At 68.4% G+C, this 26,068-nt stretch carries 28 protein-coding genes; 9 read left to right on the top strand and 19 right to left on the bottom strand.

Annotated elements, in window-relative coordinates; translation table 11 throughout:
* The first annotated feature begins 6 nt into the window (after positions 1-6).
* The 3 genes from coaA to ACYU7G_RS12265 all read left to right on the top strand — a co-directional run bounded on the left by coaA (position 7) and on the right by ACYU7G_RS12265 (position 3,645).
* The gene (gene coaA, locus ACYU7G_RS12275) at positions 7-957 is read left to right on the top strand and encodes a type I pantothenate kinase (RefSeq protein ID WP_461108201.1); all 951 of its coding nucleotides are present in this window, start codon (positions 7-9) and stop codon (positions 955-957) included.
* 65 nt (positions 958-1,022) lie between these two features.
* Positions 1,023-2,504, top strand: a complete 1,482-nt coding sequence (locus tag ACYU7G_RS12270; protein WP_461108199.1) for a DUF222 domain-containing protein — start codon at positions 1,023-1,025, stop codon at positions 2,502-2,504.
* Positions 2,505-2,514: 10 nt separating this feature from the next.
* Positions 2,515-3,645 (top strand): AI-2E family transporter, encoded by a 1,131-nt coding sequence (locus tag ACYU7G_RS12265; protein WP_461108197.1) that lies wholly within the window; start codon positions 2,515-2,517, stop codon positions 3,643-3,645.
* 11 nt (positions 3,646-3,656) lie between these two features.
* Here ACYU7G_RS12265 and glmM read toward each other — a convergent pair whose 3' ends face one another.
* The 8 genes from glmM to ACYU7G_RS12225 form a co-directional block, all read right to left on the bottom strand.
* Positions 3,657-5,009, bottom strand: coding sequence for a phosphoglucosamine mutase (gene glmM / locus ACYU7G_RS12260; protein WP_461108195.1), 1,353 nt, complete (start codon positions 5,007-5,009; stop codon positions 3,657-3,659).
* 128 nt (positions 5,010-5,137) lie between these two features.
* Complete coding sequence (gene rpsI, locus ACYU7G_RS12255) at positions 5,138-5,671, bottom strand: 30S ribosomal protein S9 (protein WP_461108193.1); 534 nt, start codon at positions 5,669-5,671, stop codon at positions 5,138-5,140.
* Between the two features lie 17 nt (positions 5,672-5,688).
* Positions 5,689-6,132, bottom strand: coding sequence for a 50S ribosomal protein L13 (gene rplM / locus ACYU7G_RS12250; protein WP_461108190.1), 444 nt, complete (start codon positions 6,130-6,132; stop codon positions 5,689-5,691).
* Between the two features lie 164 nt (positions 6,133-6,296).
* Positions 6,297-6,989 (bottom strand): CE1759 family FMN reductase, encoded by a 693-nt coding sequence (locus ACYU7G_RS12245; RefSeq protein WP_461108188.1) that lies wholly within the window; start codon positions 6,987-6,989, stop codon positions 6,297-6,299.
* Complete coding sequence (locus ACYU7G_RS12240; protein WP_461108186.1) at positions 6,986-8,140, bottom strand: LLM class flavin-dependent oxidoreductase; 1,155 nt, start codon at positions 8,138-8,140, stop codon at positions 6,986-6,988. Before ACYU7G_RS12240 ends, ACYU7G_RS12245 begins: the two co-directional genes overlap by 4 nt.
* An 84-nt stretch (positions 8,141-8,224) precedes the next feature.
* A complete protein-coding gene (locus ACYU7G_RS12235) occupies positions 8,225-8,635 on the bottom strand; it encodes a YccF domain-containing protein (protein WP_461108184.1) in 411 nt (136 codons plus the stop codon).
* Positions 8,636-8,731: 96 nt separating this feature from the next.
* The gene (locus ACYU7G_RS12230; RefSeq protein ID WP_461108182.1) at positions 8,732-9,589 is read right to left on the bottom strand and encodes a VOC family protein; all 858 of its coding nucleotides are present in this window, start codon (positions 9,587-9,589) and stop codon (positions 8,732-8,734) included.
* A 131-nt stretch (positions 9,590-9,720) separates the two neighbouring features.
* Positions 9,721-9,945, bottom strand: coding sequence for a hypothetical protein (locus ACYU7G_RS12225; protein WP_461108180.1), 225 nt, complete (start codon positions 9,943-9,945; stop codon positions 9,721-9,723).
* A gap of 107 nt (positions 9,946-10,052) precedes the next feature.
* Between ACYU7G_RS12225 and ACYU7G_RS12220 the strand changes: the two genes are divergently transcribed.
* From ACYU7G_RS12220 to ACYU7G_RS12200, 5 genes are all read left to right on the top strand, one after another.
* On the top strand, positions 10,053-10,301 hold the full coding sequence (locus tag ACYU7G_RS12220) for a hypothetical protein (protein WP_461108178.1): 249 nt from the start codon (positions 10,053-10,055) through the stop codon (positions 10,299-10,301).
* Between the two features lie 126 nt (positions 10,302-10,427).
* On the top strand, positions 10,428-11,147 hold the full coding sequence (gene trmB / locus ACYU7G_RS12215) for a tRNA (guanosine(46)-N7)-methyltransferase TrmB (RefSeq protein WP_461108176.1): 720 nt from the start codon (positions 10,428-10,430) through the stop codon (positions 11,145-11,147).
* Entirely contained in the window at positions 11,144-11,956 is an 813-nt protein-coding gene (truA, locus tag ACYU7G_RS12210) for a tRNA pseudouridine(38-40) synthase TruA (protein WP_461109579.1), read from the top strand. Before trmB ends, truA begins: the two co-directional genes overlap by 4 nt.
* Positions 11,953-12,558 (top strand): class I SAM-dependent methyltransferase, encoded by a 606-nt coding sequence (locus ACYU7G_RS12205; RefSeq protein WP_461108174.1) that lies wholly within the window; start codon positions 11,953-11,955, stop codon positions 12,556-12,558. Before truA ends, ACYU7G_RS12205 begins: the two co-directional genes overlap by 4 nt.
* Before the next feature lie 55 nt (positions 12,559-12,613).
* The gene (locus ACYU7G_RS12200) at positions 12,614-13,228 is read left to right on the top strand and encodes a superoxide dismutase (RefSeq protein WP_461108172.1); all 615 of its coding nucleotides are present in this window, start codon (positions 12,614-12,616) and stop codon (positions 13,226-13,228) included.
* Positions 13,229-14,015: 787 nt separating this feature from the next.
* On the opposite strand, the gene ACYU7G_RS12195 is transcribed toward ACYU7G_RS12200, so the two are convergent.
* Positions 14,016-16,034 carry a hypothetical protein gene (locus ACYU7G_RS12195; protein ID WP_461108170.1) on the bottom strand — a complete coding sequence of 673 codons (2,019 nt, stop codon included), beginning with the start codon at positions 16,032-16,034 and terminating at the stop codon, positions 14,016-14,018.
* Positions 16,035-16,151: 117 nt separating this feature from the next.
* On the opposite strand from ACYU7G_RS12195, the gene ACYU7G_RS12190 reads away from it, so the two are divergent.
* Positions 16,152-17,213: an LLM class flavin-dependent oxidoreductase gene (locus ACYU7G_RS12190; protein WP_461108168.1), complete on the top strand. Its 1,062-nt coding sequence runs from the start codon at positions 16,152-16,154 to the stop codon at positions 17,211-17,213.
* 7 nt (positions 17,214-17,220) lie between these two features.
* Here the strand turns inward: ACYU7G_RS12190 and ACYU7G_RS12185 are convergent, their stop codons facing one another.
* The 10 genes from ACYU7G_RS12185 to rpsK form a co-directional block, all read right to left on the bottom strand.
* Positions 17,221-18,315: a sensor histidine kinase gene (locus ACYU7G_RS12185; protein ID WP_461108166.1), complete on the bottom strand. Its 1,095-nt coding sequence runs from the start codon at positions 18,313-18,315 to the stop codon at positions 17,221-17,223.
* 292 nt (positions 18,316-18,607) lie between these two features.
* Positions 18,608-19,213 (bottom strand): hypothetical protein, encoded by a 606-nt coding sequence (locus tag ACYU7G_RS12180; RefSeq protein ID WP_461108164.1) that lies wholly within the window; start codon positions 19,211-19,213, stop codon positions 18,608-18,610.
* Entirely contained in the window at positions 19,210-20,361 is a 1,152-nt protein-coding gene (locus ACYU7G_RS12175; protein ID WP_461109577.1) for a glycosyltransferase, read from the bottom strand. Before ACYU7G_RS12175 ends, ACYU7G_RS12180 begins: the two co-directional genes overlap by 4 nt.
* Positions 20,358-21,149, bottom strand: coding sequence for an ABC transporter ATP-binding protein (locus tag ACYU7G_RS12170; RefSeq protein ID WP_461108162.1), 792 nt, complete (start codon positions 21,147-21,149; stop codon positions 20,358-20,360). The genes ACYU7G_RS12175 and ACYU7G_RS12170 overlap by 4 nt, the downstream gene beginning before the upstream one ends.
* Before the next feature lie 4 nt (positions 21,150-21,153).
* Positions 21,154-22,050 carry an ABC transporter permease gene (locus ACYU7G_RS12165; RefSeq protein WP_461108160.1) on the bottom strand — a complete coding sequence of 299 codons (897 nt, stop codon included), beginning with the start codon at positions 22,048-22,050 and terminating at the stop codon, positions 21,154-21,156.
* A gap of 25 nt (positions 22,051-22,075) precedes the next feature.
* Entirely contained in the window at positions 22,076-23,062 is a 987-nt protein-coding gene (locus tag ACYU7G_RS12160) for an ABC transporter substrate-binding protein (RefSeq protein ID WP_461108158.1), read from the bottom strand.
* A gap of 113 nt (positions 23,063-23,175) precedes the next feature.
* Entirely contained in the window at positions 23,176-23,766 is a 591-nt protein-coding gene (rplQ, locus tag ACYU7G_RS12155; protein WP_461108156.1) for a 50S ribosomal protein L17, read from the bottom strand.
* Between the two features lie 41 nt (positions 23,767-23,807).
* Positions 23,808-24,851 (bottom strand): DNA-directed RNA polymerase subunit alpha, encoded by a 1,044-nt coding sequence (locus tag ACYU7G_RS12150; protein ID WP_461108154.1) that lies wholly within the window; start codon positions 24,849-24,851, stop codon positions 23,808-23,810.
* Positions 24,852-24,979: 128 nt separating this feature from the next.
* A complete protein-coding gene (gene rpsD / locus ACYU7G_RS12145) occupies positions 24,980-25,585 on the bottom strand; it encodes a 30S ribosomal protein S4 (protein ID WP_461108152.1) in 606 nt (201 codons plus the stop codon).
* Positions 25,586-25,618: 33 nt separating this feature from the next.
* The gene (rpsK, locus tag ACYU7G_RS12140) at positions 25,619-26,029 is read right to left on the bottom strand and encodes a 30S ribosomal protein S11 (RefSeq protein ID WP_461108150.1); all 411 of its coding nucleotides are present in this window, start codon (positions 26,027-26,029) and stop codon (positions 25,619-25,621) included.
* Positions 26,030-26,068: the final 39 nt, after the last annotated feature.

The raw sequence follows: 26,068 nt of genomic DNA, 5'->3' as shown, positions 1-26,068 counted from the left end.
GATGACATGGCGAAAGGGTGGACGGTGGCTCGTCCCTACGTGGTGCTGCGCAGAAGGGCCTGGGCGGCGTTGGCCGACAACACCCAGATCGAACTGGACGAGGCAACCCTGGAGCGTCTGCGCGGCCTGGGCGACCCGACCTCCCCCGATGACGTCCGTGACATCTACCGGCCCCTGACGCAGCTGCTGCACCTGTACATGGCCAACACCGGCAACCTGGTCCACGACAGCAACACGTTCCTCAACCTGAAGGTGCGCCGCACGCCGTTCGTGATCGGCGTCGCCGGCTCCGTCGCCGTCGGCAAGTCCACCACCTCCCGCGTGCTGCAGGAACTGCTACGACGCGCGCCGGGCCACCCGAAGGTGGACCTGGTGACCACTGACGGTTTCCTGTACCCCAACGAGGAACTGATCCGCCGTGGCCTGCTGGAGCGCAAGGGCTTCCCTGAGTCGTACAACCGGCGTGCGCTGCTCAAGTTCGTCACCGACGTGAAGTCCGGGGTGCCCTCGGTGACGGCACCGGTCTACAGCCACATGGTCTACAACATCGTGCCCGACGAGCACATCGTCGTGGAGAGCCCGGACATCCTCATCGTCGAGGGCCTCAACGTCCTCCAGCCGGCCCGCGTGGACGCCGACGGCAGGGCCGGGGTGGCGGTCAGCGACTTCTTCGACTTCACCGTGTTCGTCGACGCGGCCGAGGCCCACATCAAGAGCTGGTTCCTGGACCGCTTCATGCAACTGCGTGCCACCGCCTTCCGCGACGAGCGCAGCTTCTTCCGCCGCCTGACCGAGATCTCCGACGAGGAGGCCATCGCCCAGGGCGGCCGGATCTGGGACTCCATCAACGGCCCCAACCTCCGCCAGAACATCGCCCCCACCCGGGAGCGCGCGACGGCGATCCTCCGCAAGGGCTCCGACCACAGCGTCGAGACCATCGCGATCCGCAAACTCTGAACCATCCCCCGCGCTCCTGCCCCCGCCGGCCCCGTACTGTCAGACCTCGGTGACAGCATGGATCCATGGACACCACAGCGCAGTTGCTGGCCGAGGAGTTGGTGGCGACGGACCACCTCTCCCAGCAGGCCGCCGCGCGCAGGGTGATGCTGGTGGCGGAGTTGGCCACCAACTACGACGTCGTTCCCGATGACGTCATGCCCGTCCTCGCGGACCGGGGCATGCGACTCGGGGCCGGTACGCCGGAGGTCTCCGAGTACGTGTGCCTCGAGGTGGCCGGCCTGCTCCGCCTCACGCCTTCGGCCGCAGCCTCGTTGGTGTCCGACGCGGTGAACCTGAAGTACCGACATCCCGGTCTGTATCGCTGGCTGGTGGACCTTGCCGTCGATCCCGATCGGGCCCTGGCCGCCGCCCGCCGGTGCGCCGAACTCCCGGCCGCCGTCGCCGACGAGGTCACGTCGAAGTGGTTGAAGGTGCAGCACCGCTACGCCTGGACCGGGGCGATGACCCAACTCGCGAAGATCATCATCAACCTGGACCCGGAAGCGGCCGCGAAGCGGGAACAAGAACAGCGCAAGCAATTGGGCGTCCACGTGTGGGGCCTCTACGAGGGGACCATGAACCTCACGGGTCGCCTCGAGGCCCTCGACGCCCGATACCTGGACGCGGCGGTCGCGCAGTTGGCCGATATCATCCGGCCCCAGTACCCGGACGCCACCACCGAGGTGCTCCGGGCACGGGCGCTCGGGGTCCTCGCCCACCCGGCCTACACACTGGCGCTCCTGCAACAGGCCGCGCAGCCCGCACCAGCAGCACTGCCCGAACAGCCATCGCCTGCAGATCATCCCGACGGACCGCAGCGGCATGATCCGCACGGCTGCCCCGGACACCTGTGCGGAACCATCACCACGCCGGTGCACAAGCTCCGCCCCAGAGTCGGGGTCGTCATCCACCTCCACGTCGACGCCGTCAGTGGCCTGGAAGGCGCCGCACGTCTGGAGAAGGCCGGCCACATCACCGTCGAGTCCCTCCGCGAGGCGCTCGCCGGGGCCGATCTGACGGTGCAACCCGTCATAGACCTGAACGACCTCCCCGCCGAGGACCAGTACGTTCCTTCAGCAGGTCTGCGAAGGTCCGTGGGGTTGGCGGCCCCGAACGAACTGTTCCCCTTCTCGGACCGGGCGAGCCCCGGTCTGGACCTGGACCACACCGTCCCGTACACGCGGGGTGCCACCGGCCAGACGCGCATGGGCAACCTCGCCCCGCTCAGCCGGAGGGTGCACCGCGCCAAGACGGCCGAGGTCTGGAAGGTGGAGCAGCCAAGTTCGATGCTGCTTCGCTGGCGGTCCCCGCTCGGCTACCGCTACGAGGTGCATCCCGCCAAGGGCACCCGTCGGCTGGTTCCGGAAACCTCCAGTGCCGCGGTGGTCAGGGAGCGGGTTCGCTGGTTCACCTATGACGGCATCCGCGGTCTCGGACCCCGGGTCCGGATGCTGGACCGGCGCGGCGCGGCGGCTCAGCGGGAACGGGACACGCCCGAGGCCTAGACTGCGAGCCATGTCTCAGGAACCCGAGTCCAGGCCGACACCCCTCCCCCGACGTCGGCCGCGCAAGCTGGTCGACGCCAACCTGGGCAACCCGTTCGCATGGGGATTCCTCGCGACGCTCGGCGGGCTCGTCGCGATCTCACTGGGGGGCGCGCTGAGCTCGCTGGCGACCGTGCTGATCTCCGTGGGAGTGGCGCTGTTCATCGCCATGGCGCTGGACCCGCTGGTGCGGTGGCTGGAGGGCCACAAGCTCTCGCGCGGACTGGCGATCGGCGTGGTGTTCCTGCTGTTCTTCCTGGTGGTCGCGGCCCTGCTGGCGCTGGTGATCCCGACGGCCGTGGTCCAGATCTCCCAGTTCGCGCAGAGCTTCCCGCGCTACCTGACCGAGATCCAGCATTCGGAGTGGTTCCAGAACATAATCGCCGCCACCGGCCAGGAGGAGGTTTACGAGAACATCCTCGGCAGTGTCCGGGACTGGATCTCCGACCCGGAGAACATCCTCGCCATCGGCGGCGGGGCACTCGCCGTCGGCTCCGGCCTGATCAACGGTGTCTCGGGGACCCTGATCGTGCTGGTGCTGACCCTGTACTTCCTGGCGTCGCTGAACACGTTCAAGGCCGCGATCGTCCGCACCGCCCCCGCGTACGGCCGGCCACAGGTGGCGCGGCTCACTGACCAGCTCACCGCCTCGGTGGGCAGCTACGTCTCCGGGATGGCGATCCTCGCGTTCTGCAACGCAGTGTTCACCCTCGTCCTGATGAGCGTCCTGGGGGTTCCCTTCGCTCCCCTGCTGGCGGTGCTGGCCCTGTTCATCACGATGATCCCGATGATCGGTTCGGTGGCCTTCTGGGCCATCGCGTCGGTGATCTCGGTGCTCACCATCGGGTGGCTGGGTCTGGTGTTCGTGGGCGTCTACTTCGCCTACATGCAGGTGGAGGCCTACGTGATGACGCCCCGGGTGATGACCAAGGCGGTCTCCATCCCGGGCTCGCTCGTGCTGATCGGTGCCATGGTGGGAGGCACATTGCTGGGGCTGCTGGGCGCCCTGGTGGCGGTGCCCGTGACGGCATCCATCCTGACCATCTACAAGGAGGTGTTCCTGCCGAAGCAGGACGCCAAGCTCACCCCCGACGACGACTGATCGGGCGGGCCTCAGCGGCCGAGCCGGACCCGCACCTTCTCCGAGAGCCGATCAGCGATCTCCTGGGCCTGGCCCACCGTCGGCGCCTCCACCATGACCCGCACCAGCGGCTCGGTGCCCGAGGGGCGCAGGAGGACGCGTCCGGTGGAGCCGAGTTCCTCGGCCGCGGCCGCGACAGCCCCGGTCACCTCGGTGTCGATGCCGGCGCGCAGCTTGTCCACGTTGCCGACGTTGACCACCACCTGGGGCAGCACCTCCATCACGGAGGCCAGTTCCTTCAGGGACTTGCCGGTACGGGCCATGCGCGAGGCCAGGTGCAGTCCCGTGAGGACCCCGTCGCCGGTGTTGGCGAACTCACTGATGATGACGTGGCCGGACTGCTCACCGCCCAGGGCGAAGCCGTTGGCGTTCATGGACTCGAGAACGTAGCGGTCCCCCACCTTGGTGCGGTCCACCTTGATGCCGTTGGCGGCCATCGCGTTGGTGAGTCCCAGGTTGCTCATGACGGTGGCGACGACGGTGTCGGCGTGGAGCTTGTGGTTCTCGGCCAGTTCCAGGGCGAGGATGGCGAGGATCTGGTCCCCGTCCACCACGTTGCCCTCGTGGTCCACGGCCAGGCAGCGGTCGGCGTCGCCGTCGAGACCGATGCCCAGGTCTGCCCCGGTCTCGCGGACCTTGGCCTGCAGCGACTCGAGGTGCGTCGAGCCGCAGTCGTGGTTGATGTTGAGGCCGTCCGGCTCGGCGTGGATGGCGATCACCTCGGCGCCCTGGGCGGCGAAGGCGCTGGGGCCGGTCATGTGGGCGGCCCCGTTGGCGCAGTCCACCACGACCTTGATGCCGTGCAGGGAGCCCTCGTTCCCGAGCGAGCCGACGAGGTGGGCCACGTAGGCCTCCACCATGCCGTAGTCGGCACGGATGCGGCCGACGTCGGCACCGGTGGGGCGGTTCCAGTCCTCTCCCATCCGCTTCTCGATGGCGTCCTCGAGGAAGTCGTCCAGCTTGACGCCGCCCTTGGAGAAGAACTTGATGCCGTTGTCCGGCATGGCGTTGTGGGAGGCGGAGATCATGACACCGAGGTCCGCGTCCGCCTCGTTGACGAGGTGGGCCACGGCGGGCGTGGGGAGGACACCCAGCCGGACGACGTCCACCCCGGCCGAAGCCAGGCCGGCCACCACCGCCGCTTCAAGGAACTCTCCGCTGGCACGCGGGTCTCGGCCCACGAGGGCCGTGGCGCGGCGGCCGTTGAACACTCCGGCCTCTCCCAGGATGTGGGCTGCCGCCACGGACAGGTCGAGTGCCAGTTCTGCCGTCAGTTCGACGTTGGCCCTGCCGCGCACGCCGTCGGTTCCGAAGAGTCGTTCCATGCGCGCCACTCTAGTGGCGCTCACTGCGATTGAGCGATTTCACCCACCGTGCGGTAATGCAGGAATCCCCGCCGACCGGAGGGTCGACGGGGATTCCTGTGGAAGTTGCTGCGCACGGCAGCGCCGGATCAGCGCTTGCTGTACTGGGGCGCCTTGCGGGCCTTCTTGAGTCCGGCCTTCTTGCGCTCCTTGATGCGGGCGTCGCGGGACAGCATGCCGGCCTTCTTGAGGACGGGGCGGCTGGCCTCGGCGTCGACAGCGTTCAGGGCACGGGCCACGCCGAGGCGCAGGGCGCCGGCCTGGCCGGTGATGCCGCCGCCGTCGATGCGGGCGATGACGTCGTAGGCGTCAACGACACCGGCGGTGGCGAACGGGTCGCTCACCAGCTGCTGGTGCACCTTGTTCGGGAAGTAGTCGTCCAGGGTGCGGCCATTGATGGTCCACTTGCCGGAGCCGGGGACGATCCGGACGCGGGCGACGGCCTCCTTGCGGCGGCCGGTGGCCGCGCCGGGGGCGACGATCGCCTGGCGGATGGACTCGCCGGAGGCGGTGGCGGGGTTCGAGTCGGAGCGGTACGCGATCTCGCGATCCTGCTCGTCGGTGAACGGCTTGATCTCTTCGCCTGCGGTCTCTTCGACTTCAGCGGTCTGGGTCTCGGTCATCTGTTCGCCTCCTCGGCTCACTGTGCGATCTGGGTGATCTCGAAGGGCTGCGGCTTCTGCGCAGCGTGCGGGTGCTCCGGGCCGGAGTAGACCTTGAGCTTGCCGATCAGCTGGCGGCTCAGCTTGTTCTTGGGGAGCATGCCCCAGACAGCCTTCTCGACGGCCTTGCGCGGGTCCTTGGCGAGCAGGTCACCGATGGAGACCGACTTCAGGCCGCCGGGGGTGCCGGTGTGGCGGTAGCGCAGCGAGGCGTCGCGCTTGTTGCCGGACAGGGCGATCTTGGAAGCGTTCACGACGACGACGAAGTCACCGCCGTCGACGTGGGGTGCGTACGTCGGCTTGTGCTTGCCGCGCAGCAGCGTGGCCACCTGGGTGGCGAGACGGCCAAGGATGACGTCTTCAGCATCAATCACATGCCAGTTCCGGGCGATCTCGCCTGGCTTTGGGGTGTACGTGGACACGGACGCAGACCAACTTCCATACGTTGTCAACAAATGTGGTGATTGCGCAGCGGGCTGACCCGGTGAATCCACCAGGAGCCGACACGGCGCGCAACAGCTACCTACCTTACGTCCGATCGCCCTCGTCGTCAAAACGGGGCGACCGGCCGCGGACAGGGTGCGGCTCAGGAGCCCGGACCCCGCAGGAGGTTCTTGAACGAGACCACCTCGAGGGGCTTGGGCTCCCCCTCCGAACGGCGCGGACGCGGACCCAGCCGAGCCACGACGGAGGCGAAGTCCTCGCCGGCATCGAGGATACGCGCCTGCAGCGGGCTGGTGCGGGTGGACTCGGCCGCGCCCACCACCTCGCCCCAGTCGTCGGAGGCCGCGAACACCGCGGTCGGGATCGTCTTCGCCTTCAGGTAGCCGAACAGCGGCCGCATGGCGTTGTCGATCATCAGCGAGTGCCGCGACGTCCCGCCCGTGGCTCCGAGCAGGACCGGGACGTTGACGATGCCCTGGTCGTCGATCAGGTCCCAGAAGGACTTGAACAGCCCGGAGTAGGTGGCCTTGAAGGTGGGCGTGGTGGTGATGATCCCGTCGGCCTGCTCCACCTGGTCGATGGCATCGGCGAGTGCGGGCGAGTTGTTGTGGGTGACCAGGGCGTCGGAGATGGCTGTGGCCAACTCGCGGAGCTCGATCACGTGCACCTCGGGGACGATCCCCTCCTGGGAGAGCGCCGCGGTGGCGGCCTCCGTCAGGCGGTCCGCCAGCAGCCGCGTCGAGGACGGGTCCCCGAGCCCGCCCGCGACGACGGCGATGTGGCGCGCCTCGGGCGTGAAGGGGTCGGTGTTGACCGGGGCGAAGCCGTCGCTCATTCCTGACCCTCGCTCTCCTGCTCATCGATCCACGCCTGCGAGCCCTCCTTGCCGCCGGGGACCGGGTCCTCGCCGCGCTGGTGGCGCTCGACGAGCCACTCGTGCGTGGGGGCCTCGGGGACGTCGTCGGGCTTGAGTGCGGCGAACTCCTTGCGCAGTACGGGCAGCACCTCGGAGCCGAAGATGTCGAGTTGCTCCAGGACGGTCTTCTGCGGCAGGCCGGCGTGGTCGATGAGGAACATCTGGCGCTGGTAGTCGCCCACCCAGTCACGGAACGAGAGCGTGCGCTCGATCACCTGCTGCGGCGAGCCGACCGTCAGCGGCGTCATCCGGCTGAAGTCCTCGAGGGAGGGGCCGTGACCGTAGACGGGCGCGTTGTCGAAGTAGGGGCGGAACTCACGCACGGCGTCCTGGGAGTTCTTGGCCATGTAGGCCTGACCACCCAGGGCGACGAACGCCTGGTGCTGCTTGCCATGTCCGTAGTACTCGTAGCGCTGGCGGTACAGGCTCACCATCTGCTTGACGTGCTCGAAGTTCCAGAAGATGTTGTTGTGGAAGAAGCCGTCACCGTAGTAGGCGGCCTGCTCCGCGATCTCGGGAGAGCGGATGGAGCCGTGCCACACGAACGGGGCCACGCCGTCGAGCGGCTGCGGGGTGACCGTGAAGCCCTGCAGCGGGGTGCGGAACTGGCCGCGCCAGTCCACGGTGTCCTCGTGCCACAGCCTGTGCAGGAGGTGGTAGTTCTCGACGGCCAGCGGGATGCCTTGGCGGATGTCCTTGCCGAACCACGGGTAGACGGGGCCGGTGTTGCCGCGCCCCATGGTGAGGTCGAGCCGCCCGTCGGAGAGGTGCTGCAGGTAGGAGTAGTCCTCCGCGATCCGGACCGGGTCCGTGGTGGTGATCAGCGTCGTCGCGGTGGACAGCTGCAATGTCTTCGTCTGGGCCGCAAGGTAGCTGAGCAGCACGGGCGGGCTCGCGGGTGCCACGAACGGCGGGTTGTGGTGCTGGCCGGTGGCGAAGACCTCGAAGCCCACCTCCTCGGCGTGCTTGGCGATCTCGATGGTGTTGCGGATCCGCTCGTGCTCGCTGGGGGTGGTGCCGTTGGTGGGGTCCTGGGTGATGTCCCCGATGGTGAAGACGCCGAACTGCATGATGCTCCTGCCGTATCTCGTGTCGTTGTTGAAAGTTAAACTATCATGTCCAACGCACTTGCCGCAGGATTATTCCCCGGCCACTCAGATGGAGTGCAGCGGACGCTGGCCGGGATGCAGCGAGTCGCGGTCCACGATGCGCTTGCCGAAGGGGAAGCAGGTCACGGGGATCATCTTGAGGTTCACGACGGCGTCGATGATTCCGATGATGGTGACCGCCTGCGCGACGGCGGTGGCGATGTGGGCCAGCGCCAGCCACCAGCCGGCGACGATGAACCAGATCACGTTGCCGATGCCGGACATCACGCCGGCGTCCGGGCGCTGCACGACGGCCTTGCCGAACGGCCACAGCACGTAGCGGGCCATCCGGAAGGACGCGATGCCGAACGGGATGGTGATGATGAAGATGCAGGCGACGATGCCTGCGATGAAGTAGAGGGCCGCGAGCCAGATGCCGCCGAAGATCAGCCAGATGACGTTGAGGATGGTGCGCATGGGGCTCCTTTTGAAGGCACGTGTCGTATCGCTTCAAGCCTACGCTCGCCCCATGCCGCACACATCGGGAATCCCCCGGGTCGGAACCTGAATGCGTCAGCCGACGTGGAGCCGCAGCTCGTTGCGCCACGGGTCGAGCACGGACAGGCTGCGGCCGTCGAAGGTGGTCTCGATCCCGCGGGCCTCGACGCGGTTCTTCGCGGCCAGGACCTCGTCCTCGGTGGGGACGATGATGTCCACGACGCCCATGCCCAGGGTGTTCAGACGGGGTCCGGCACCGGCAGAGTTCCAGACGTTCATCGCCATGTGGTGGTGGTAGCCGCCGGCGGAGACGAACAGCGCGGAGTTGCCCAGCTCGGCCGTGGCGTCGAACCCCAGGGTGTCGACGTAGAAGTCCCTCGCGGTGGCGACGTCACCCACCTGGAGGTGGACGTGGCCGAGCACTCCGCCGAGCTCGTCGTCGGAGTAATTGGTCTGGACGAAGTCGATCGGGTCCAGCCACAGGGTGGCCATCTGGACCTGGCCGTTGTTCCACTTCCACTCCTCGCGGGGGCGGTCGTGGTAGAGCTCGACGCCGTTGCCCTCGGGGTCGGTGAAGTAGAAGGCGCGCGAGACGAGGTGGTCACCCGCGCCGGTGTAGGTCTGCGGGACCTTGGTGAGCATCGACTCCATCGACTTCGCCAGCGCGGCCGGGGTGTCGAACAGGACGGCGGTGTGGAACAGGCCGGCGTCCCCGGAGCGCCCCGGACGCAGGTCCTTGGCCTCGGAGAGGCGCAGCACCTCGTTGCCGCCGAGCCCTAGGACGGCGGCCCCCGGCTCGGTGCGCAGCGGGGTCAGGCCGACCCCCTCGGTGTAGTACTTGACCATCGTTTCCATGTCGCGGACACGGAGCTCCAGGCGGTCCATGGTGGTCTCGGCCGCGAGCTTGTCCTGCGAGTGCTGTGTTGTCGTCATGCTCATGCCTCTCCTAACTCAGTTGATGCTTCAAGCATTCCATGAAGTACAGGATTCAACAAGCCGGGACGCAAGAACGGGGCGGACCCGAAGGCCCACCCCGTCCCGGCAGTCATGGTCATGGCGACCCCCTAGCCCGCCTGCGCCCGCTTGACGCCCGGCTTGAAGCGCTGTTGCGCACCCTGCTTGGTCAACCCGTAGAGCTCACCGATCCTCGACCAGGAGACCCCGGCCTCCCTCGCAGCCAGCACCGCGGCCCGCTCGGCAACCTCCGCCGACTCCCGTTCGACCCGCGCCGCATCCAGCGCCGCCAACGCCTCCGCCTTCGACCCGTCGGCCGACTGTTTCTTCGCCATGCCCGCATCGTATCGGCAACACCCTTCGTCAACCGAAGGTTGACTTCCAGAGCCCGGCCTGTTTGAGTTGGGTCAACATTTCATTGACGATTGCGAAGGAGGTGCAGATGGCGAAGAAGAAGGATGCCAAGAAGGCCGCCAAGGCCGAGGAGCTCAAGGACAAGGCCTCGAAGAAGGCCGCGAAGGTCAAGGCGAAGGCGGCGAAGAAGCTCGACGCCAAGGAGTCGAAGAAGGCCAAGGTCAAGGAGTCCAAGAGGAAGGACGCGAAGAGCAAGGACGCGAAGAAGGCCGAGGCCAAGTCGGCAGCCGCCAAGAAGAAGGCGGACAAGAAGGCCAAGAAGAAGAAGAAGAAGTAACGCCGGGGCACTGCCCCATGCACCAGCAGGCCGGTGCCGGTCCCCACGGACGGGCACCGGCCTGCTCCACGTCGGGGCGCGCCGCATGCCGGCGCCCCACGCTCGCCCGCGCGATAGGCTCGGACGGTGGTCAACAAGGTTTCCCGCCCGCACCGGGGCGTCGTCAGCTTCGTGCGTCGCAGCACCCGGATGAACGAGTCCCAGCAGAAGGCCTGGGAACGTCTGGCACCCGAGTTCGTCGTGGAGGTCCCGGCCGCCGAACTGGACACCTCCGTCGCCGATGACGCCCACGTCGACTGGGACGCCGAGTTCGGGCGCAGCGCACCGAAGGTGGTGGAGATCGGCTCGGGCAACGGCGAGTCCCTGGTGGCGATGGCCGCAGCCCGCCCCGAGACGGACTTCATCGCCTTCGAGGTGTTCGAACCCGCCGTCGCCTCCACCCTCGGCCGGATGGGCCGCGACGGCGTGCACAACATCCGCGTCGTCCTCGCCGACGGCGCGCGCGGGCTGGAGGTGCTCTTCGGTCCGCGCTCGGTGGCCGAGGTCTGGACGTTCTTCGCCGACCCCTGGCACAAGACCCGCCACCACAAGCGCCGCTTGGTCAACCCGGGATTCGCCGACGTCGTCGCCGATCGGCTCGCCCCCGAAGGGCTGTGGCGGCTGGCGACAGACTGGGAGGACTACGCGCTGTGGCAGCGCGAAGTCCTGGACGCCCACCCGGGCCTGGTCAACGTCCACGGCGGATGGGCGCCGAGGTTCGCCGAGCGTCCCGTGACCAAGTACGAGGCCCGCGGGCTGGCAGCCGGGCGCGAGGTGCACGACCTCACCTACCGGAAGCGCCACTGATGCGCTGGCGGATCGACCTCGCCTACGACGGCACCGACTTCCGCGGCTGGGCGCTGCAGCCCGGGCACCGGACCGTGCAGGGGGTGCTGGAGGGCCACATCGCGCAGGTGCTGCGCCTCCCCGAGAGGCCCGCACTGGTGGTGGCCGGCCGCACCGACGCCGGCGTCCACGCCGCCGCACAGGTCTGCCACCTGGACCTCGAGGGTGACGACGACATCGCTGCCACCCTGCTGCGCCGGCTCACGCGCGTGCTGCCGGACGACGTCGTGGTGCGCCGCGTCTCCCCCGCACCGGCGGGCTTCGATGCCCGTTTCTCAGCGCTCTGGCGCCGCTACTGCTACCGGCTCGTGGACACCGACCACTCCCCCGACCCCCTGCAGCGCCACCGCGTCGCACCGGTCCGGCATCCCGTCGACGTGGACCTGTTCAACGAGGCCGCCGGGCTGCTTCGGGGGCTTCGGGACTTCGCCGCCTTCTGCAAGCCCCGCGAGGGCGCCACCACCATTCGGGACCTGCGTGAGGTCTCGGCCACCCGCACCGGCGACGGCGTCGTCGAGGTGCACCTGTTGGCCGATGCGTTCTGCCACTCGATGGTGCGCTCGGTGGTGGGGGCACTGACGGCCGTGGCCGGGCGTCGCCGCAGCATGGACTGGCTGGCAGACGCCAGCGCCAGCACCACCCGCCACAACGAGATCCTCGTGATGCCCGCGCGCGGCCTCACGCTGGAGGAGGTTGGCTACCCCGCCGACGACGAACTCGCCGTCCGCGCCGAGCAGGCGCGGGCCGTGCGGACCCTGGAGGATCAATGAGCCACTACTTCACCAACGACGCCGGCCCCATGGTCACCCGCGAGGTGGACGCCACCATCTTCGGCATCGATCACACCTTCACCACCGCCAACGGAGTCTTCTCAGGCAGCCGGCTGGACCTGGGAACGAGCGTGCTGCTGCGCACCGTCGAGCCACCCACCTCCGGCCACGTGCTGGACCTGGGGTGCGGCTTCGGCCCCATCGCCGTCGGGCTGGCGGCGGCGTCGCCGGGGATCACCGTCGACGCCGTGGACGTGAACGAGCGCGCCCTCCTGCTCACCGAGCGCAACGCGGAGGCCGCCGGCGTCGCCGACCGCGTCACCGCCAGACTCCCCCAAGACGTCGCGGCCGGCACCACCTACTCCGAGATCTGGTCCAACCCGCCCATCCGCATCGGCAAGGAGGCGCTCCACGAGTTGTTGCTGCAGTGGCTGCCCCGCCTGGACCCCGACGGCGTGGCCTGGTTGGTGGTGGGCAGGAACCTCGGCGCGGACTCCTTGGCCACCTGGTTGACGGGGCAGGGTTGGCCAACAGCGAAAACTGCTTCCGCCAAGGGGTTCCGCATCCTGAAGACGACGCGCGGTTTGGGTGCGGGTGCCTAGGATGGGCCCTGTACGCGCGGTGACCCCGCGGAACAGAAGGAGAAGGGACAAGCAAGTGAACTACACACTGCCGGATCTGGACTACGACTACGGCGCACTCGCACCGCACATCGCCCCCGAGATCATGGAGCTGCACCACAGCAAGCACCATGCCACCTACGTCAAGGGCGCCAACACCGCGCTCGAGCAGCTCGCCGAGGCCCGCGCCAACGGTTCGCTGGGCAACGTCAACAAGCTGGAGAAGGACCTCGCCTTCCACCTGGGTGGCCACATCAACCACTCCGTGTTCTGGAAGAACATGTCCCCCGACGGCGGTGGCCGCCCCGAGGGTGAGGTTGCCTCGGCCATCGACGAGTTCTTCGGCGGCTTCGACGCCTTCAAGGCCCACTTCAACGCCGTCGCCAACGGCGTGCAGGGCTCCGGCTGGTCCATGCTGGTGTGGGACACCCTCGGCCAGCGCCTGAACGTGAACCAGCTGTTCGACCAGCAGGGCAACCTGCCCTCGGGCCAGATCTCACTGCTGCAGCTGGACATGTGGGAGCACGCCTACTACCTGCAGTACAAGAACGTGAAGGGCGACTACGTCGACGCCTGGTGGAACGTCGTCAACTGGAACGACGTCGCCGAGCGCCTCACAAAGGCACAGGCCGCCTCCGCCGCCCTCGCCTGACACTCCTCAGCCAAGTTTCGACAGCCCTGGTCCGATCGGACCGGGGCTGTCGTGTCTGCGGAAGAATCGGTGGCTCAGCGCGGGTATCCCAAGGCGAGAACACCGTGAGGACAGCCACCGCAGCAGCTGCCAGAGTCGCGGCTTGGGCAAACCAAGTGGCTGGTCGCACGAACGCTGCCATGTACGGGTCGAAGAAGCCCATCAAGGTTGCCAGTGAGTCCCCGGCCAGGAGCCAGATGACTGACACCATGGCAGTCCCCAGAACGCCGAAGACGCCCCATCGACTGACCGTGAGCACGCTTACTGAGATGAGCAGAGCCAACTGGAACACGTCGTACAACGCCCGGGCCGGGTAGAGCGCTCGCCACGCACGCCTGACCCCATAGCCCAGCACAAAGGTACGAAAGTACCCTTCTGGCCTGAGTTCTCCTCACGAGTCACGCCGCACCATCAGACTCGTCACCATGCGCACCTACATTGCACTCGGTCTTCTGAGCATCCTGTCCATCGGCCTCGGTCTCAGTCTCCCGCAGGGACCGGTCGAGCCGGGCATCTGCGACATGTTTCCGTGGCTTCCGAGTTGCCCCTGACACGAAACGCTTCTGGGGTGCGGCCATCCGTCCTCACCGTCGCCAGCCAGGAACTCCTCCCACTCCGCGAGGATGCCCGCGCCGCTCGTGCCTCAGCCGGCGAGCCTGCCGGGGTCGTAGCCAAGTTCGGCAGCGTTCTGCCGGACCCAGTGACCCCAGCTTCTCCGGCGTGATTGAGGAGTCAACGGCCTCGCGGGTTACTCGCCTGCCTCAGGCGTCTCATCCGGTTCGAGCGAAGGGGTCTGCGAGGGAGTCGCAGTCACCTCCGGCTCAGGGGTGGGCGTTGGGACCGGTTCGGTGGGCGCGGACGGCGCGACCGTCGGTTCCGGTTCGAGAGTCGGATCCGGTTCCGGAGTCGGCTCGGAGGTCGGCTGCGGCAGGGTCGGGGTCGCCTCGGGCGTCGGCTCCGCTGACGGGGTCGTCGGCTCCGGCGTCAGCGTCGGCTCCGCAGACGGGGTCGGCTCCGGCGTCGGCATCGCCTCCTGGGGCACCTCGGCGGGCAGGGTGCTGATGGTGAGGCTGTTGGCGTCCGAGTAGTGGCGCACGCCGTCGACGATGCGGTAGGCGCGGACGCTCAGGACGTACTCCGTGCCGGGCTGCAGGCCGGAGAACTTGAAGCCGGGATCGGGATCATCGCAGGGTGCCGTCATGAAGCCGCCGTGGTCGTACCAGTCGAGGTAGGCGCCGCCCAGGAACTCGTACCCGAAGTCGGGGTTGCAGACACCGTTGGACTCGGGTGCCCGGTCCACGACGATGCTGATCGTGGTGGTGGTCCGGTTCACGGGGCCGCGCATCGGGGGCGGGGACACGATCGCGGGCTCACCGGTGGGTGTCGGCGTCGGAGACGCGGTGGGCTCCCCCGTCGGGGTGGGTGTGGGCGACGGCGTCGGGTCCGTTCCGGGGTCACCGAGGGTGGTCGCGGTCAGCGTGGCCGCGGATGAGAACTCGACCTTCTGGCCGGCTTCCAGCCGGTAGGCCCGGACCTGCAGGTCATAGGTGGTGCCGTGTGCGAGGCCGGTGAACTTGTAGCCGGGGCGCGGGTTGTCGCACGCGCTCCCGCTGAACGTGCCGGCGTCGGCCCAGCCGGTGCCGCGGTTGAACTCGTAGCCGATGTCGGGGCGGCAGGTGCCGTTGGACATGGCCACGCGATCCAGTCGCACGCTGATGGTGGTCAGTGTGCGGTTGCTGGGACCGAGGATCCCGGGCGCAGTGAGTGCGTTCGGGTCCGTCGTCGGCTCGGGAGTGGGCTCGGCCGTCGGCGTGGACGTTGCCGTCGGCTCCCCCGTGGGGGCGGGCGTGGGGGTGGGCTCCGGCGCGGGATCACCGAGGGTGGTGCCGGTCAGGCTGGTGACGGCCGAGTAGGACTTCACTCCGTCCGCCACGAGGTAGGCACGGACGCTGAGCTCGTAGGTGGTGCCGGAGGCCAGGTTCTTGAACTTGTAACCCGGGTCCGGGTTGTTGCAGGCGCCGCCGCTGAACGTGCCGGCATCGCTCCAGCCGGAGCCGGTGCTGAACTCGTAGCCGACGTCGGCACGGCAGGTTCCCGCGGACTCGGCCACCCTGTCGAACCGGACGCTGATGGTGCTGGTGGTCTGGTTGGTGGGCCCGTACAGTGCCGGCGCGGACAGGGCGCCGGGCGCCGCGGTGGGCGTCGCCGTCGGCTCCGCGGTCGGTTCCACGGTGGGCTCCGCGGTCGGCGTGCCGGTGGGCTCAGCCGTTGGTTCCGGGCTCGGCGTGGGCGTGGGCGTCGGTTGCGGTGCCGGGTCTCCCAGAGTGGTGCCGGTCAGGGTGGTCGGCTGCGAGAAGTCGGTCTTGGCGCCGTCGAGGATTCGGTACGCGCGCACGCTCACCTCATAGGTGGTGCCAGAAGCGAGCCCCTTGAACTTGTAGCCCGGGTCCGGGTTGTTGCAGGCGCTGCCGCCGAACGTGCCCGCGTCGCTCCAGCCCGAGCCGGTGCTGAACTCGTAGCCGATGTCGGCCTGGCAGGTCCCCGCCGATTCCACCACACGGTCGAACCTGACACTGATTGTGCTCGTGGTCCGGTTGGTGGGGCCGTGGAGAGTCACGGCGCTCAGTTCGGCCGCGTTCGCGATGGGTGGCGTGAGCGCCAGCCAACTGAATGCGAGTGCGAGTGCCGACATGATGCCCAGCACCCTGCGAGCCGTGTCCGAGCCGCCCTCCGATGGGCAGGCAGGCCTTCCAGCGATGTCGTTCATGGTTCCCCCGATCCGTCGACACCTGAGTCAGGTTTATACCCCCACCGCCCCCGACGTCAATGGCGGCACCTCGCACGAGACGATTGAAACATCAACGATTTCGCGTAGAGTGGGACCATGGCTCCAAGCACGGAACGACACACCGACCACCTCGAGTTCGGCCTGCACACCTTCGGTGACATCACCACCACCCCGGACGGAACCCGTCTGGACCATCCGCAGGTGCTGCGCAACCTCGTCGAGGAGGGCGTCCTGGCGGACAAGGTGGGCGTCGACGTGTTCGGCATCGGCGAGCACCACCGCCCCGACTACGCGGTCTCGGCACCCGACGTCGTGCTCTCGGCCATCGCTGCCCGCACCGAGAACATCAAGCTGATCTCCGCGGTCACGGTGCTGTCCTCGGACGACCCGATCCGCGTCTACCAGCGCTTCGCCACCATCGACGGCATCTCGTCGGGGCGCGCCGAGGTCTCGCTCGGCCGCGGCTCCTTCATCGAGTCCTTCCCGCTGTTCGGATTCGACCTGTCCGACTACGAGGACCTGTTCAACGAGAAGCTGGACCTGTTCGCGGCCCTGCGCAGCGAGGACGCAGTCACCTGGTCCGGACAGACCAGACCGCCGCTCACCGACCAGCGCGTCTACCCCACCACGGACCACACCCACGGCCTGCCCACCTGGGTGGCCGTCGGCGGCACGCCCGCCTCGGTGGTGCGCGCGGCCAAGTACGGCCTGGGGCTGGAGCTGGCGATCATCGGCGGAGACCCCTCCCGGTTCCAGCCGTTCACGGACCTGTTCCACAGGGCCCTGGCCCAGTTCGGTCACGACGAGCGCCGCATCGCGGTCCACTCCCACGGCTTCGTGGCCGACACCGACGACGAGGCGGCCGACCTCTACTGGCCGCACTACGCCGAGAACATGTCCCGCATCGGCAGGGAGCGCGGCTGGCCGCCGGCGAGCCGTGCCCAGTTCGAGCAGGAGATCCACTACGGGGCGCTCCACCTGGGCTCCCCGGAGACCGTGGCCAACAAGATCGCCAAGACCGTCAAGGAGTTGGGAGCCACGCGCTTCGGCATGAAGTACGGCGCCGGCACCCTCCCCCACGAGGACATGATGCGCAGCATCGAGCTGTACGGGACCCGCGTGAAGCCGCTGGTGCTGGAGATCCTCGCCGAGGACTGAAGACCCGTCAGCCGGCGGGGGCGGGGGTCCGGGTGGCCATCGGCAGCACCACCTCGCAGACCCACATGCCGTCGACCTCCTTGGAGTGGACGCTGCCGCCGAGGGTGGCCGCCCGCTCCTTCATGGCCCGCAGGCCGAGCCGGGTCGGAGATCCGTTGCTGCCGCGGCCCGGCAGGTTGGAGACCGTCATCTCGAGCGCCTGCGTGGTGCGCTCCACCGTGACCAGGCACGGGGCCTGCGCCGAGCCGTGCTTCGCGACGTTGTGCAGCGCCTCCTGCAGGATCCGCCCGGCGGCGGTGTCCACCGCCGGTGGCAGTTCGCCCACCAGGGCCGCCCGGGCCTGGACGGTGAAGCCCAGCGAGCGCAGCTCGTGGGTGCCGGATTTCAGGGCAGACTCCACGGAGATCTCGGGAACGGTGTTGCGGTTCGCACCTCCCAGCAGCCGGGCGACCTCCCGGACCGCTTGGTTGGCGGAGCGGGCGCGCTGGGCGAGCGACTCGAGCTGCTCGGGCGAGGCCTCACCGGAGTGGTTGGCCGCCTCCGCCTGCATCACGAGCATCGAGAGGTCCCGGCACACCGAGTCATGGAGTTCGAGGGCCAGTTCGAGCTGTTGGCGCCGGTAGCGCGCTGCCAGCCGGGCTGCCTCGTTGCGGGACGCGGCCCGCATGCCGAGGCCGATTCCCCAGATGATGGCGTACAGGACGAGCCAGGTCAGCACGATCCCGAAGGGGTCCGCCTGGTCGCCCGCGAGCCGGAAGCTGGTCAGCCAGCCGACCCCGACGTTGATGGCGGTGACGATCACTGCCAACGGGATCCTGTCGCGGCGGATGGCGGTCAGCGCGGGCAGCATCAGCAGGTAGATGGCCACGCCTGCGGAGACCGGGTCCACCGTGAGGAGCAGGACCGCCACCACGAGCGCCGCGGCGATTCCGATCCGCAGCCACTTGAGCGCCAGGAGCACTGCCGCGAGGGCCGCGAGATCCACCACCACGCTGGCCGGGGGGATCCGGCCGCTGAGGCCCGCCTGCAGCGAGAGCGCGGTGATCAGGGCGGCGACGACGATCTCGACCCACCCCCCACGCAGCTGCCGCAGGCTGTTCATGGTGCAAGTCTAGGGTGAATGCCTCAGGAATACCCCCTTGTTCACACCCGGGAGCGGTTACAGCTGAGGGTTTGCGCACATTTCCTAGAAGTTCTCAGGGACAAGATGCACACTGGGAATGTGAAGACACTCATTGTTGGTGTGGTACTCGCCCTTTCTGGAAGCCTCGCGCCCGCTCCTGGAGCAGGAGTACAGGGGGACATCCAGCCCCAGGGTTGGTGCCAGGTGATTCCGTGGATGCCCATGTGTCCACCGATGAACAAGTGAGGCGGGCCAGCCACCAGACCGCCCCTCAGTCTCGCCGTCGATAGATCCACGGCGAGACACTTCGGCCTGTGAGCCATGCCCGCCAGATGCCGAAGGTGATGAACGGCAGCAGCCCCAGCGCCACCGTGTAGGGAGTGCTGCGCCGGTAGGCCATCTCCTCGCTGACGGCGACGAAGCCGGTCTCCCCCACCTTGTTGGTCAACCGGGATGCGCAGGCGTCCAGCCAGCGGCCATCGAGGTCCACCTTCACCCAGCTGTGGCTGGCGAAGAACCACGGGTGGCGCCAGCCGCGCACCCGGGCCGCGTGCACCCGTCGCACCCCGAACCCGAGCTCCCCCAGCACCTCGGCCAGGACGGCGTTGTACTGGTGGGACCAGCCCCGGCCGTTGGCCAGCGCCGTGCCCGGCGACTCCCACAGGTGCCAGACGGAGTGGTACGGGAAGCCCGCGCTGACGGCTGCGACGGCAGCGTCAGCCAGCTCCCGGCCGACCTTCCCGGAGGCACGCAGCCGCGCCACGATCGCCCCGACGCTGCGTTCGGCGTCGGGCTCGGCCGGTCGGGGCGCACCGGCGACACCACCGGCCACCGCCACCCCTGCGAGGACCGCCAGGTCCCTGAGCTTGAACCTCATGCCAACCTCCTGCGCTGACTGTCGAACCCGTCCAGGGACTGGAAGGGCGCCCGCTCGGCGAGTTCTCTGTGGAGGGCCAGCATCCTGCTGACCGTGCGGGACCAGTTGTATGCCTCCGCCCGCTTGCGCGCGGCCGCTCTCAGCTCCGGGCCGAGGCGGGGCGCCAGGGACTCGACGGCGTCGGCCAGCGCGGCCGGGTCCGGCGGGCCCTGCGCGCCCGAGGATTCGTCCACCAACTCGCTGGCACCGCCGCGGTTGGCGGTCACCACCGGTGTGCCGCAGGCCATGGCCTCGAGCACGGCCAGCCCGAAGGTCTCCGAGGGGCACACCGACAGGGAAACGTCACTTCGGGCGAACCGCTTGGCCACCTCGTCGCGGCCGTTGACGAAGCCGTGGAAGTAAACCGGCGTGTCGCCAGCGATGCCGCGCAGTTCCTCCAGGTCCGGTCCGGTCCCGTACAGGTCCAGCCGCACGGCCCTGCCCCTGCGGTGCAGCTCAACCGCGGTGGCTACGGCCAGCTGCGGACTCTTCTCGTGGCTGAGGCGGCCGACGTAGCAGAGCTTCAGCACACCGTCGTCCGCCGGCTCCCCCACCGTCGGGTTGAACGTCTCCAGGTCCACCCCCAGCGGGACCAGTTCCAACCTGGCGCCGATGTCGGCGAACTCCTCGGCCGCGAACCGGGAGGTGACCACGACGGCGTCGAACTCCTTCGCGAGGCGCCGGTTGAGCGCCCCCACCACCGTTTCGACGCCGACGCCGCGGCGCAACCAGTCGGTGAGCATGTCGGAGAGCCGCTCGTGGCTGAACATCACGGACCCGACGCCGCGCCTGGCCGCCCACCGGCCGGCGGGTGACAGGGTCCACTTGTCCGAGACCTCGATGGAGTCGGGCCTGAACCGGGCCAGCACGTCCAGCGCCCGCCAGGGCTTGAAGATCATCCGGTACTGCGGCGTCAGCCTCGGGGCGCGCACCTGGACGTGGATCCCCGAGTCGGTCTCGGTGATCTCGTCGCGCGGTCCCGGGGACACGAAGATCCGTTCGTGGCCGGCCGCGACGTAGCCCTCGGCCAGTTTCTCGATGACCACCTTCATGCCCCCGGAGGTGGGGCCCACGAAGTTGGCCAGTTGGGCGATGCGCATCCGGCTCAGTCCAGCAGGGTGCGGTCCGACAGGGACGCGCCCTTGATCTTCCCGAACTCGGCCAGGAGATTCTCCGGCGTGGTGTTGCGCTTGCGCTCGGCGTCCACCTCAAGGACGATCTCGCCCTCGTGCATCATGATCAGGCGGTTGCCCAGCTCGATGGCCTGGTGCATGTTGTGGGTGACCATGAGCGCGGTGAGGTTGTGCCGTTCCACCGCCTCCTTCGTGAGGCGGCTGATCAGTTCGGCCCGGGACGGGTCCAACGCGGCGGTGTGCTCGTCGAGCAGGAGGATGGACGGTTCCACGTAGGTGGCCATCAGGAGGCTGAGCGCCTGGCGCTGGCCGCCCGAGAGCATCCCGACCCTCAGCTGCAACCTGTTCTCCAGCCCCAGCTCGAGCGTTTCCAGCGCTTCCCGGAAGACGTCCCTGCGGGCGCGGGTGACGGCCATCCGCAGCCCCCGCGACTTGCCGCGGTTGAACGCGATGGCCAGGTTCTCCTCGATGGTCAGGTGCGGGCTGGTCCCGGCCATGGGGTCCTGGAAGACGCGCGAGACCCAGCGGGCGCGGCGGTGCTCGGCCATCTGGGAGACGTCCCGGTCGTCGATCAGGACCGCCCCCTCCTCGGCGCGGTAGCGGCCGGAGATGACATTGAGCAGGGTGGACTTGCCGGCGCCGTTGGAGCCGATCACCGTCACGAAGTCACCCTCTGCGAGGTTCAGGCTCACCTCCCGCAGTGCGACCCGCTCGTTGTTGGTGCCGGGGAAGAACTTCTTCGTGACTGCTTCGATCCGCAGCATCAGATCACACACCTGCCTCGGCGACGCGGCGACGCCGCATCCGCGCCTGCATCTTCTTGACGGCCGGGACCTGGGGCAGCACGAGCGCGATCACCACCAGGACGGCGGAGACCAGCTTCATGTCGTTGGGCCTGAGGTCGGCGTCAAGGGCGAGTTGGATGACCACGCGGTAGATCACGGAGCCCAGGATCGCGGCCAGGATGGCCTGCCAGACCGCTGTCATTCCGAACAGCGCCTGCCCGATGATCACCGACGCCAGACCGGCGACGATCAGGCCGATGCCCATGCCGATGTCCGCGTACCCCTGGTACTGGGCCAGCAGCGAGCCGCAGAGCGCCACCAGCCCGTTGGACAGTGCGAGCCCGACGATCTTCGCGGTCCCCGTGTTGATGCCCTGGCTGCGCGCCATCATCTCGTTGTCACCGGTGGCGCGCAGCGCCACACCGTAGCCGGTGCCCAGGAACCAGTAGAGGATGGCTCCGATCAGCAGGGCCCCGATGGTCAGGAAGGCGGCGCTGGACCAGGTCCCGAGGATGCCGGCCTCCCGCAGCGGTGTCATGAGCGTGTTCTCCCGCAGCAGCGGCACGTTGGCCTTGCCCATGATGCGCAGGTTGATCGAGTACAACGCGATCTGGGTGAGGATGCCCGCCAGCAGCGGGTTGATGTTGCCCAGCACGTGCAGCAGCCCCGTGATCACGCCGGCGACGACGCCGGAGAGTGTGCCCGCCACCATCGCCACCGCCACGGGCACGTCGGCGATGATCAGCACCGCGGTCACCGCCGCACCCGTGGTGTAGGAGCCGTCGATGGTGAGGTCCGGGAAGTCCAGCACGCGGTAGGTGAGGTAGACCCCCACCGCCATCACCGAGTACAGGAGCCCCAGTTCGACTGCCGTGATCATGAACCGTGTTGTTCCTGGCCGGAGATCAGAAGGTGTTGGCGGCGCGCTCGGAGACGGCGTCGGGGATGGTCACGCCCATCCGGTCGGCCGCGTCCGGGTTGATGCTGAGCATGAACTCCTCCTGGACACGGACTGCGAGTTCGCCCGGGTTGCCGCCGTCAAGGATCTCGATGGCCATGGTGGCGGCGTCGCGGCCCTGCTGCTCGTAGTCCACCGTCAGGGAGGCGATGGCCCCACGCTCGACGGAGCCCTCGTCGGAGGAGACCACGGGCAGCGAGTTGGTCTCGGCAACCTGCAGCAGCGCCTCGATGGCGGCCACGACGTTGTTGTCGGTGGGAACGTAGAAGGCGTCGACGTCGAGCGACTCGGCGGCCTGCTGGACCTCCGAGGAGTTGGACACGGCGGCCTTCTCCATGGTGATGCCCAGTTCGGCGGCGGCAGCCTCGGCGGCCTCCACCTGGACCTCGGAGTTGATCTCGCCGGAGGAGTAGACGATGCCGACGGACTCGACGTCGGGGGCGATCTCCAGCAGCAGTTCGAGCTGGCCGTCCACCGGGTTCATGTCGGAGACCCCGGTGACGTTGCCGCCGGGCGCCTCCCAGCTGGCGACGAGCTCCGCGGCCACCGGGTCGGTGACGGCCGCGAACACGACGGGCTGCTCCGGGATCACCTGGGCCACGGCCTGGGCCGCGGGGGTGGCGATGGCGAGCACGAGGTCCTTCTCGTCCTGCGCGAACTGGTTGGCGATCTGGGTGAGGGTGGCCTGGTCGGCCTCCGGGTTCTGGATCTCCAGGTTGATGGTGTCCCCGTCGACGTAGCCCGCCGCCTCGAGTTCTGCGATGAACCCGGCCTGCACGGCGTCGAGTGCGTCATGGGAGACGTACTGCACGATCCCGATCTCGAGCGGGGCGTCCCCGGTGGGCGCCTCCTGCTCCCCCTCCGCACCACCGCAGGCGGTGAGTGCGAGGGCGGTGGCGGCGCTGATTGCAACGAAGTACTTGCGGAGGTTCATGCGGGATTCCTGTTCTGCGAAAAGCTGTCGCGTCGGCCTGCACGGACTCTACCGCAACGAAAAGGAGGGACCCGGCTCAACCGGGTCCCTCCTCGTGAGATCTGCTCAGCAGGTCACTTCTCGTCAGCAGCCTCTTCGGCGGCGTCCTCGGCGACGGTCTCCTCGACCTCTGCCGGGGTCTCATCGACCTCGACGGCCTCGGTGGCCTCAACCTCTTCGGCCTCCTGCGCGGGAGCCTCGTCCTCGACCTTCTCGGCCTTGGTGGACTTGGCCTTGGCGCCGGCCTTCGGGGCCTCCGCCTTGGCGGCGCGCGGGGACTTGGCGCGGTTGGCGCGGGACTCCTCGACCGACTCGGTGATGACCTCGATGATGGCCATCGGGGCGTTGTCGCCCTTGCGGGGACCGATCTTGGTGATGCGGGTGTAGCCGCCCTCGCGACCCTCGAGCGCCGGGGCGATCTCGGCGAACAGGGTGTGCACCACGGACTGGTCGGTGATCGACTGCAGCACCAGGCGACGCGAGGCGAGGTCGCCGCGCTTGGCCTTGGTGATCAGCTTCTCGGCCAGGGGCTGCACGCGACGGGCCTTGGTCTCGGTGGTGGTGACGCGGCCGTGCTCGAAGAGCTGGGTGGCCAGGTTGCGCAGGATGATGCGCTCGTGGGTGGGGCTACCGCCCAGGCGGGGTCCCTTGGTTGGCTTCGGCATGAAGGTTTCTCTTTCGGTTCAGTTCCGAGCAGTGCTCGGGATCAGTACTGCTCGGTCTCGGTGAGGTCGGCCTCGGCGTCGTCGGCGCCGGCCTCGCCCTCGTTCTCCTCGTCGTAGGCCTCGATGACCTGCAGCGGATCGAAGTCCGGAGCGGAGTCACGCAGGGCCAGCCCGAGGTTGTGGAGGGTGACCTTCACCTCGAGGATCGACTTGGAGCCGAAGTTGCGGATGTCGAGGAGGTCCTCCTCGCTGCGGGCAACGAGCTCACCGACGGTGTGGATGCCCTCGCGCTTGAGGCAGTTGTAGGAGCGCACGGACAGGTCCAGCTCCTCGACCGGCAGGCTCAGCGACTCGGCGATCTGCTCGTCGACGGGCGAGGGGCCGATCTCGATGCCCTCGGCGGCGACGTTGAGCTCACGGGCGAGGCCGAACAGCTCGACGAGGGTGGTGCCGGCGGAGGCGATGGCGTCGCGGGGAGCCATGGAGGGCTTGGTCTCGACATCGATGATCAGGCGGTCGAAGTCGGTGCGCTGGGCCACGCGGGTGGCCTCCACCTTGTAGGTGACCTTGAGCACCGGGGAGTAGATCGAGTCCACGGGGATGCGGCCGATCTCGGCCTCCGGGTCCTTGTTCTGGACGCTGGAGACGTAGCCACGGCCACGCTCCACGACGAGCTCCATCTCGAGCTTGCCGTTGTCGTTCAGGGTGGCGATGTGGAGCTCCGGGTTGTGGATCTCGACACCGGCCGGGGGCTGGATGTCACCGGCGGTGACGGCCCCGGCGCCGGACTTGCGCAGGTACATGACCACGGGCTCGTCCTCCTCGGAGGACAGGACGAGGGCCTTGAGGTTCAGGATGATCTCGGTGACATCCTCGACGACGCCCTCCAGGGTGGAGAACTCGTGCTGGTTGCCCTCGATCTTGACGCTGGTCACCGAGGCGCCCGGGATGGACGACAGCAGGGTGCGGCGCAGGGAGTTGCCGAGGGTGTAGCCGAAGCCCGGCTCGAGGGGCTCGATGATGAACTTCGAGCGGAACTCGGAGACCGACTCCTCGGAGAGGATCGGGCGCTGTGCGATGAGCATTTGTTTCCTTCCCGCGCCGACCACTATTTGAAGGCGCGAAACCCGTCGGGAACCACTCCCGGACGGATGGGCCCGAGGGCCCAAGACGGGGCCGGTCGACAGAGGTCAACCGGCCCCAGGGGGAGCTACTACTTGGAGTAGAGCTCGACGATCATCTGCTCCTGAACGTCCACGACGATCTGCTCGCGGACGGGGAGCTGGTGGACGAGGATGCGCATCCGGTTCGGACGGGCCTCGAGCCAACCCGGAACGGAACGCTCGCCGTGGGTCTCACGGGCGACGACCAGCGGGTGCAGGTTCAGCGACTTCTCGGCGACGTCGATGATGTCGTGCGCCTTCACGCGGTACGACGGGATGTTCACGCGCTGGCCGTTGACCAGGAAGTGGCCGTGCACGACGAGCTGACGGGCCTGGCGGCGGGTGGCCGCGAAGCCAGCGCGGTACACGACGTTGTCCAGACGCGACTCGAGGATCTGGAGCAGCTTCTCACCGGTCTTGCCGGGGTGGCGGTCAGCTTCCTCGTAGTAGCGGCGGAACTGCTTCTCCAGCACGCCGTATGCGAAACGAGCCTTCTGCTTCTCCTTGAGCTGCAGCGAGTACTCGGAGTCCTTCGTGCGGCCACGGCCGTGGACGCCCGGGGGGTAGGGGCGGCGTTCAAACGCCTGGTCATTGCCAACGAGGTCCGTGCCGAGGCGACGGGACTTCTTGGTCATTGGGCCGGTGTAGCGAGCCATTTTCTCTTCAGTCCTTTACTAGTCTCGGGCGGATCAGACGCGACGGCGCTTGGGCGGGCGGCAGCCGTTGTGCGGCACCGGCGTCACGTCGGAGATCGCTCCGACCTCGAGGCCGACGGCGCCGAGCGAGCGGATCGCGGTCTCACGGCCCGAGCCGGGACCCTTGACGAATACGTCGACGCGCTTCATGCCGTGCTCCATGGCACGACGGCCAGCGGCCTCGGCGGCCATCTGGGCGGCGAACGGCGTCGACTTGCGCGAGCCCTTGAAGCCGACGGTGCCGGCGGAGGCCCATGCGATCACGGCGCCGTTGGGGTCCGAGATCGAGATGATGGTGTTGTTGAAGGTGCTCTTGATGTGAGCCTGGCCCGCGAGGACGTTCTTCTTCTCCTTGCGGCGCACCTTCGTCTTGGCGGCGGATGCCTTGCGGCTTGCAGTAGCCATAAGTCTTGGTTTCTCCTGTGTCCTGTTTCAGCTCACCCG

Source organism: Tessaracoccus terricola (assembly GCF_054776555.1).
The sequence above is the reverse complement of the archived record's forward strand: the minus strand, read 5'-3'. Positions and strand labels throughout refer to the sequence as shown.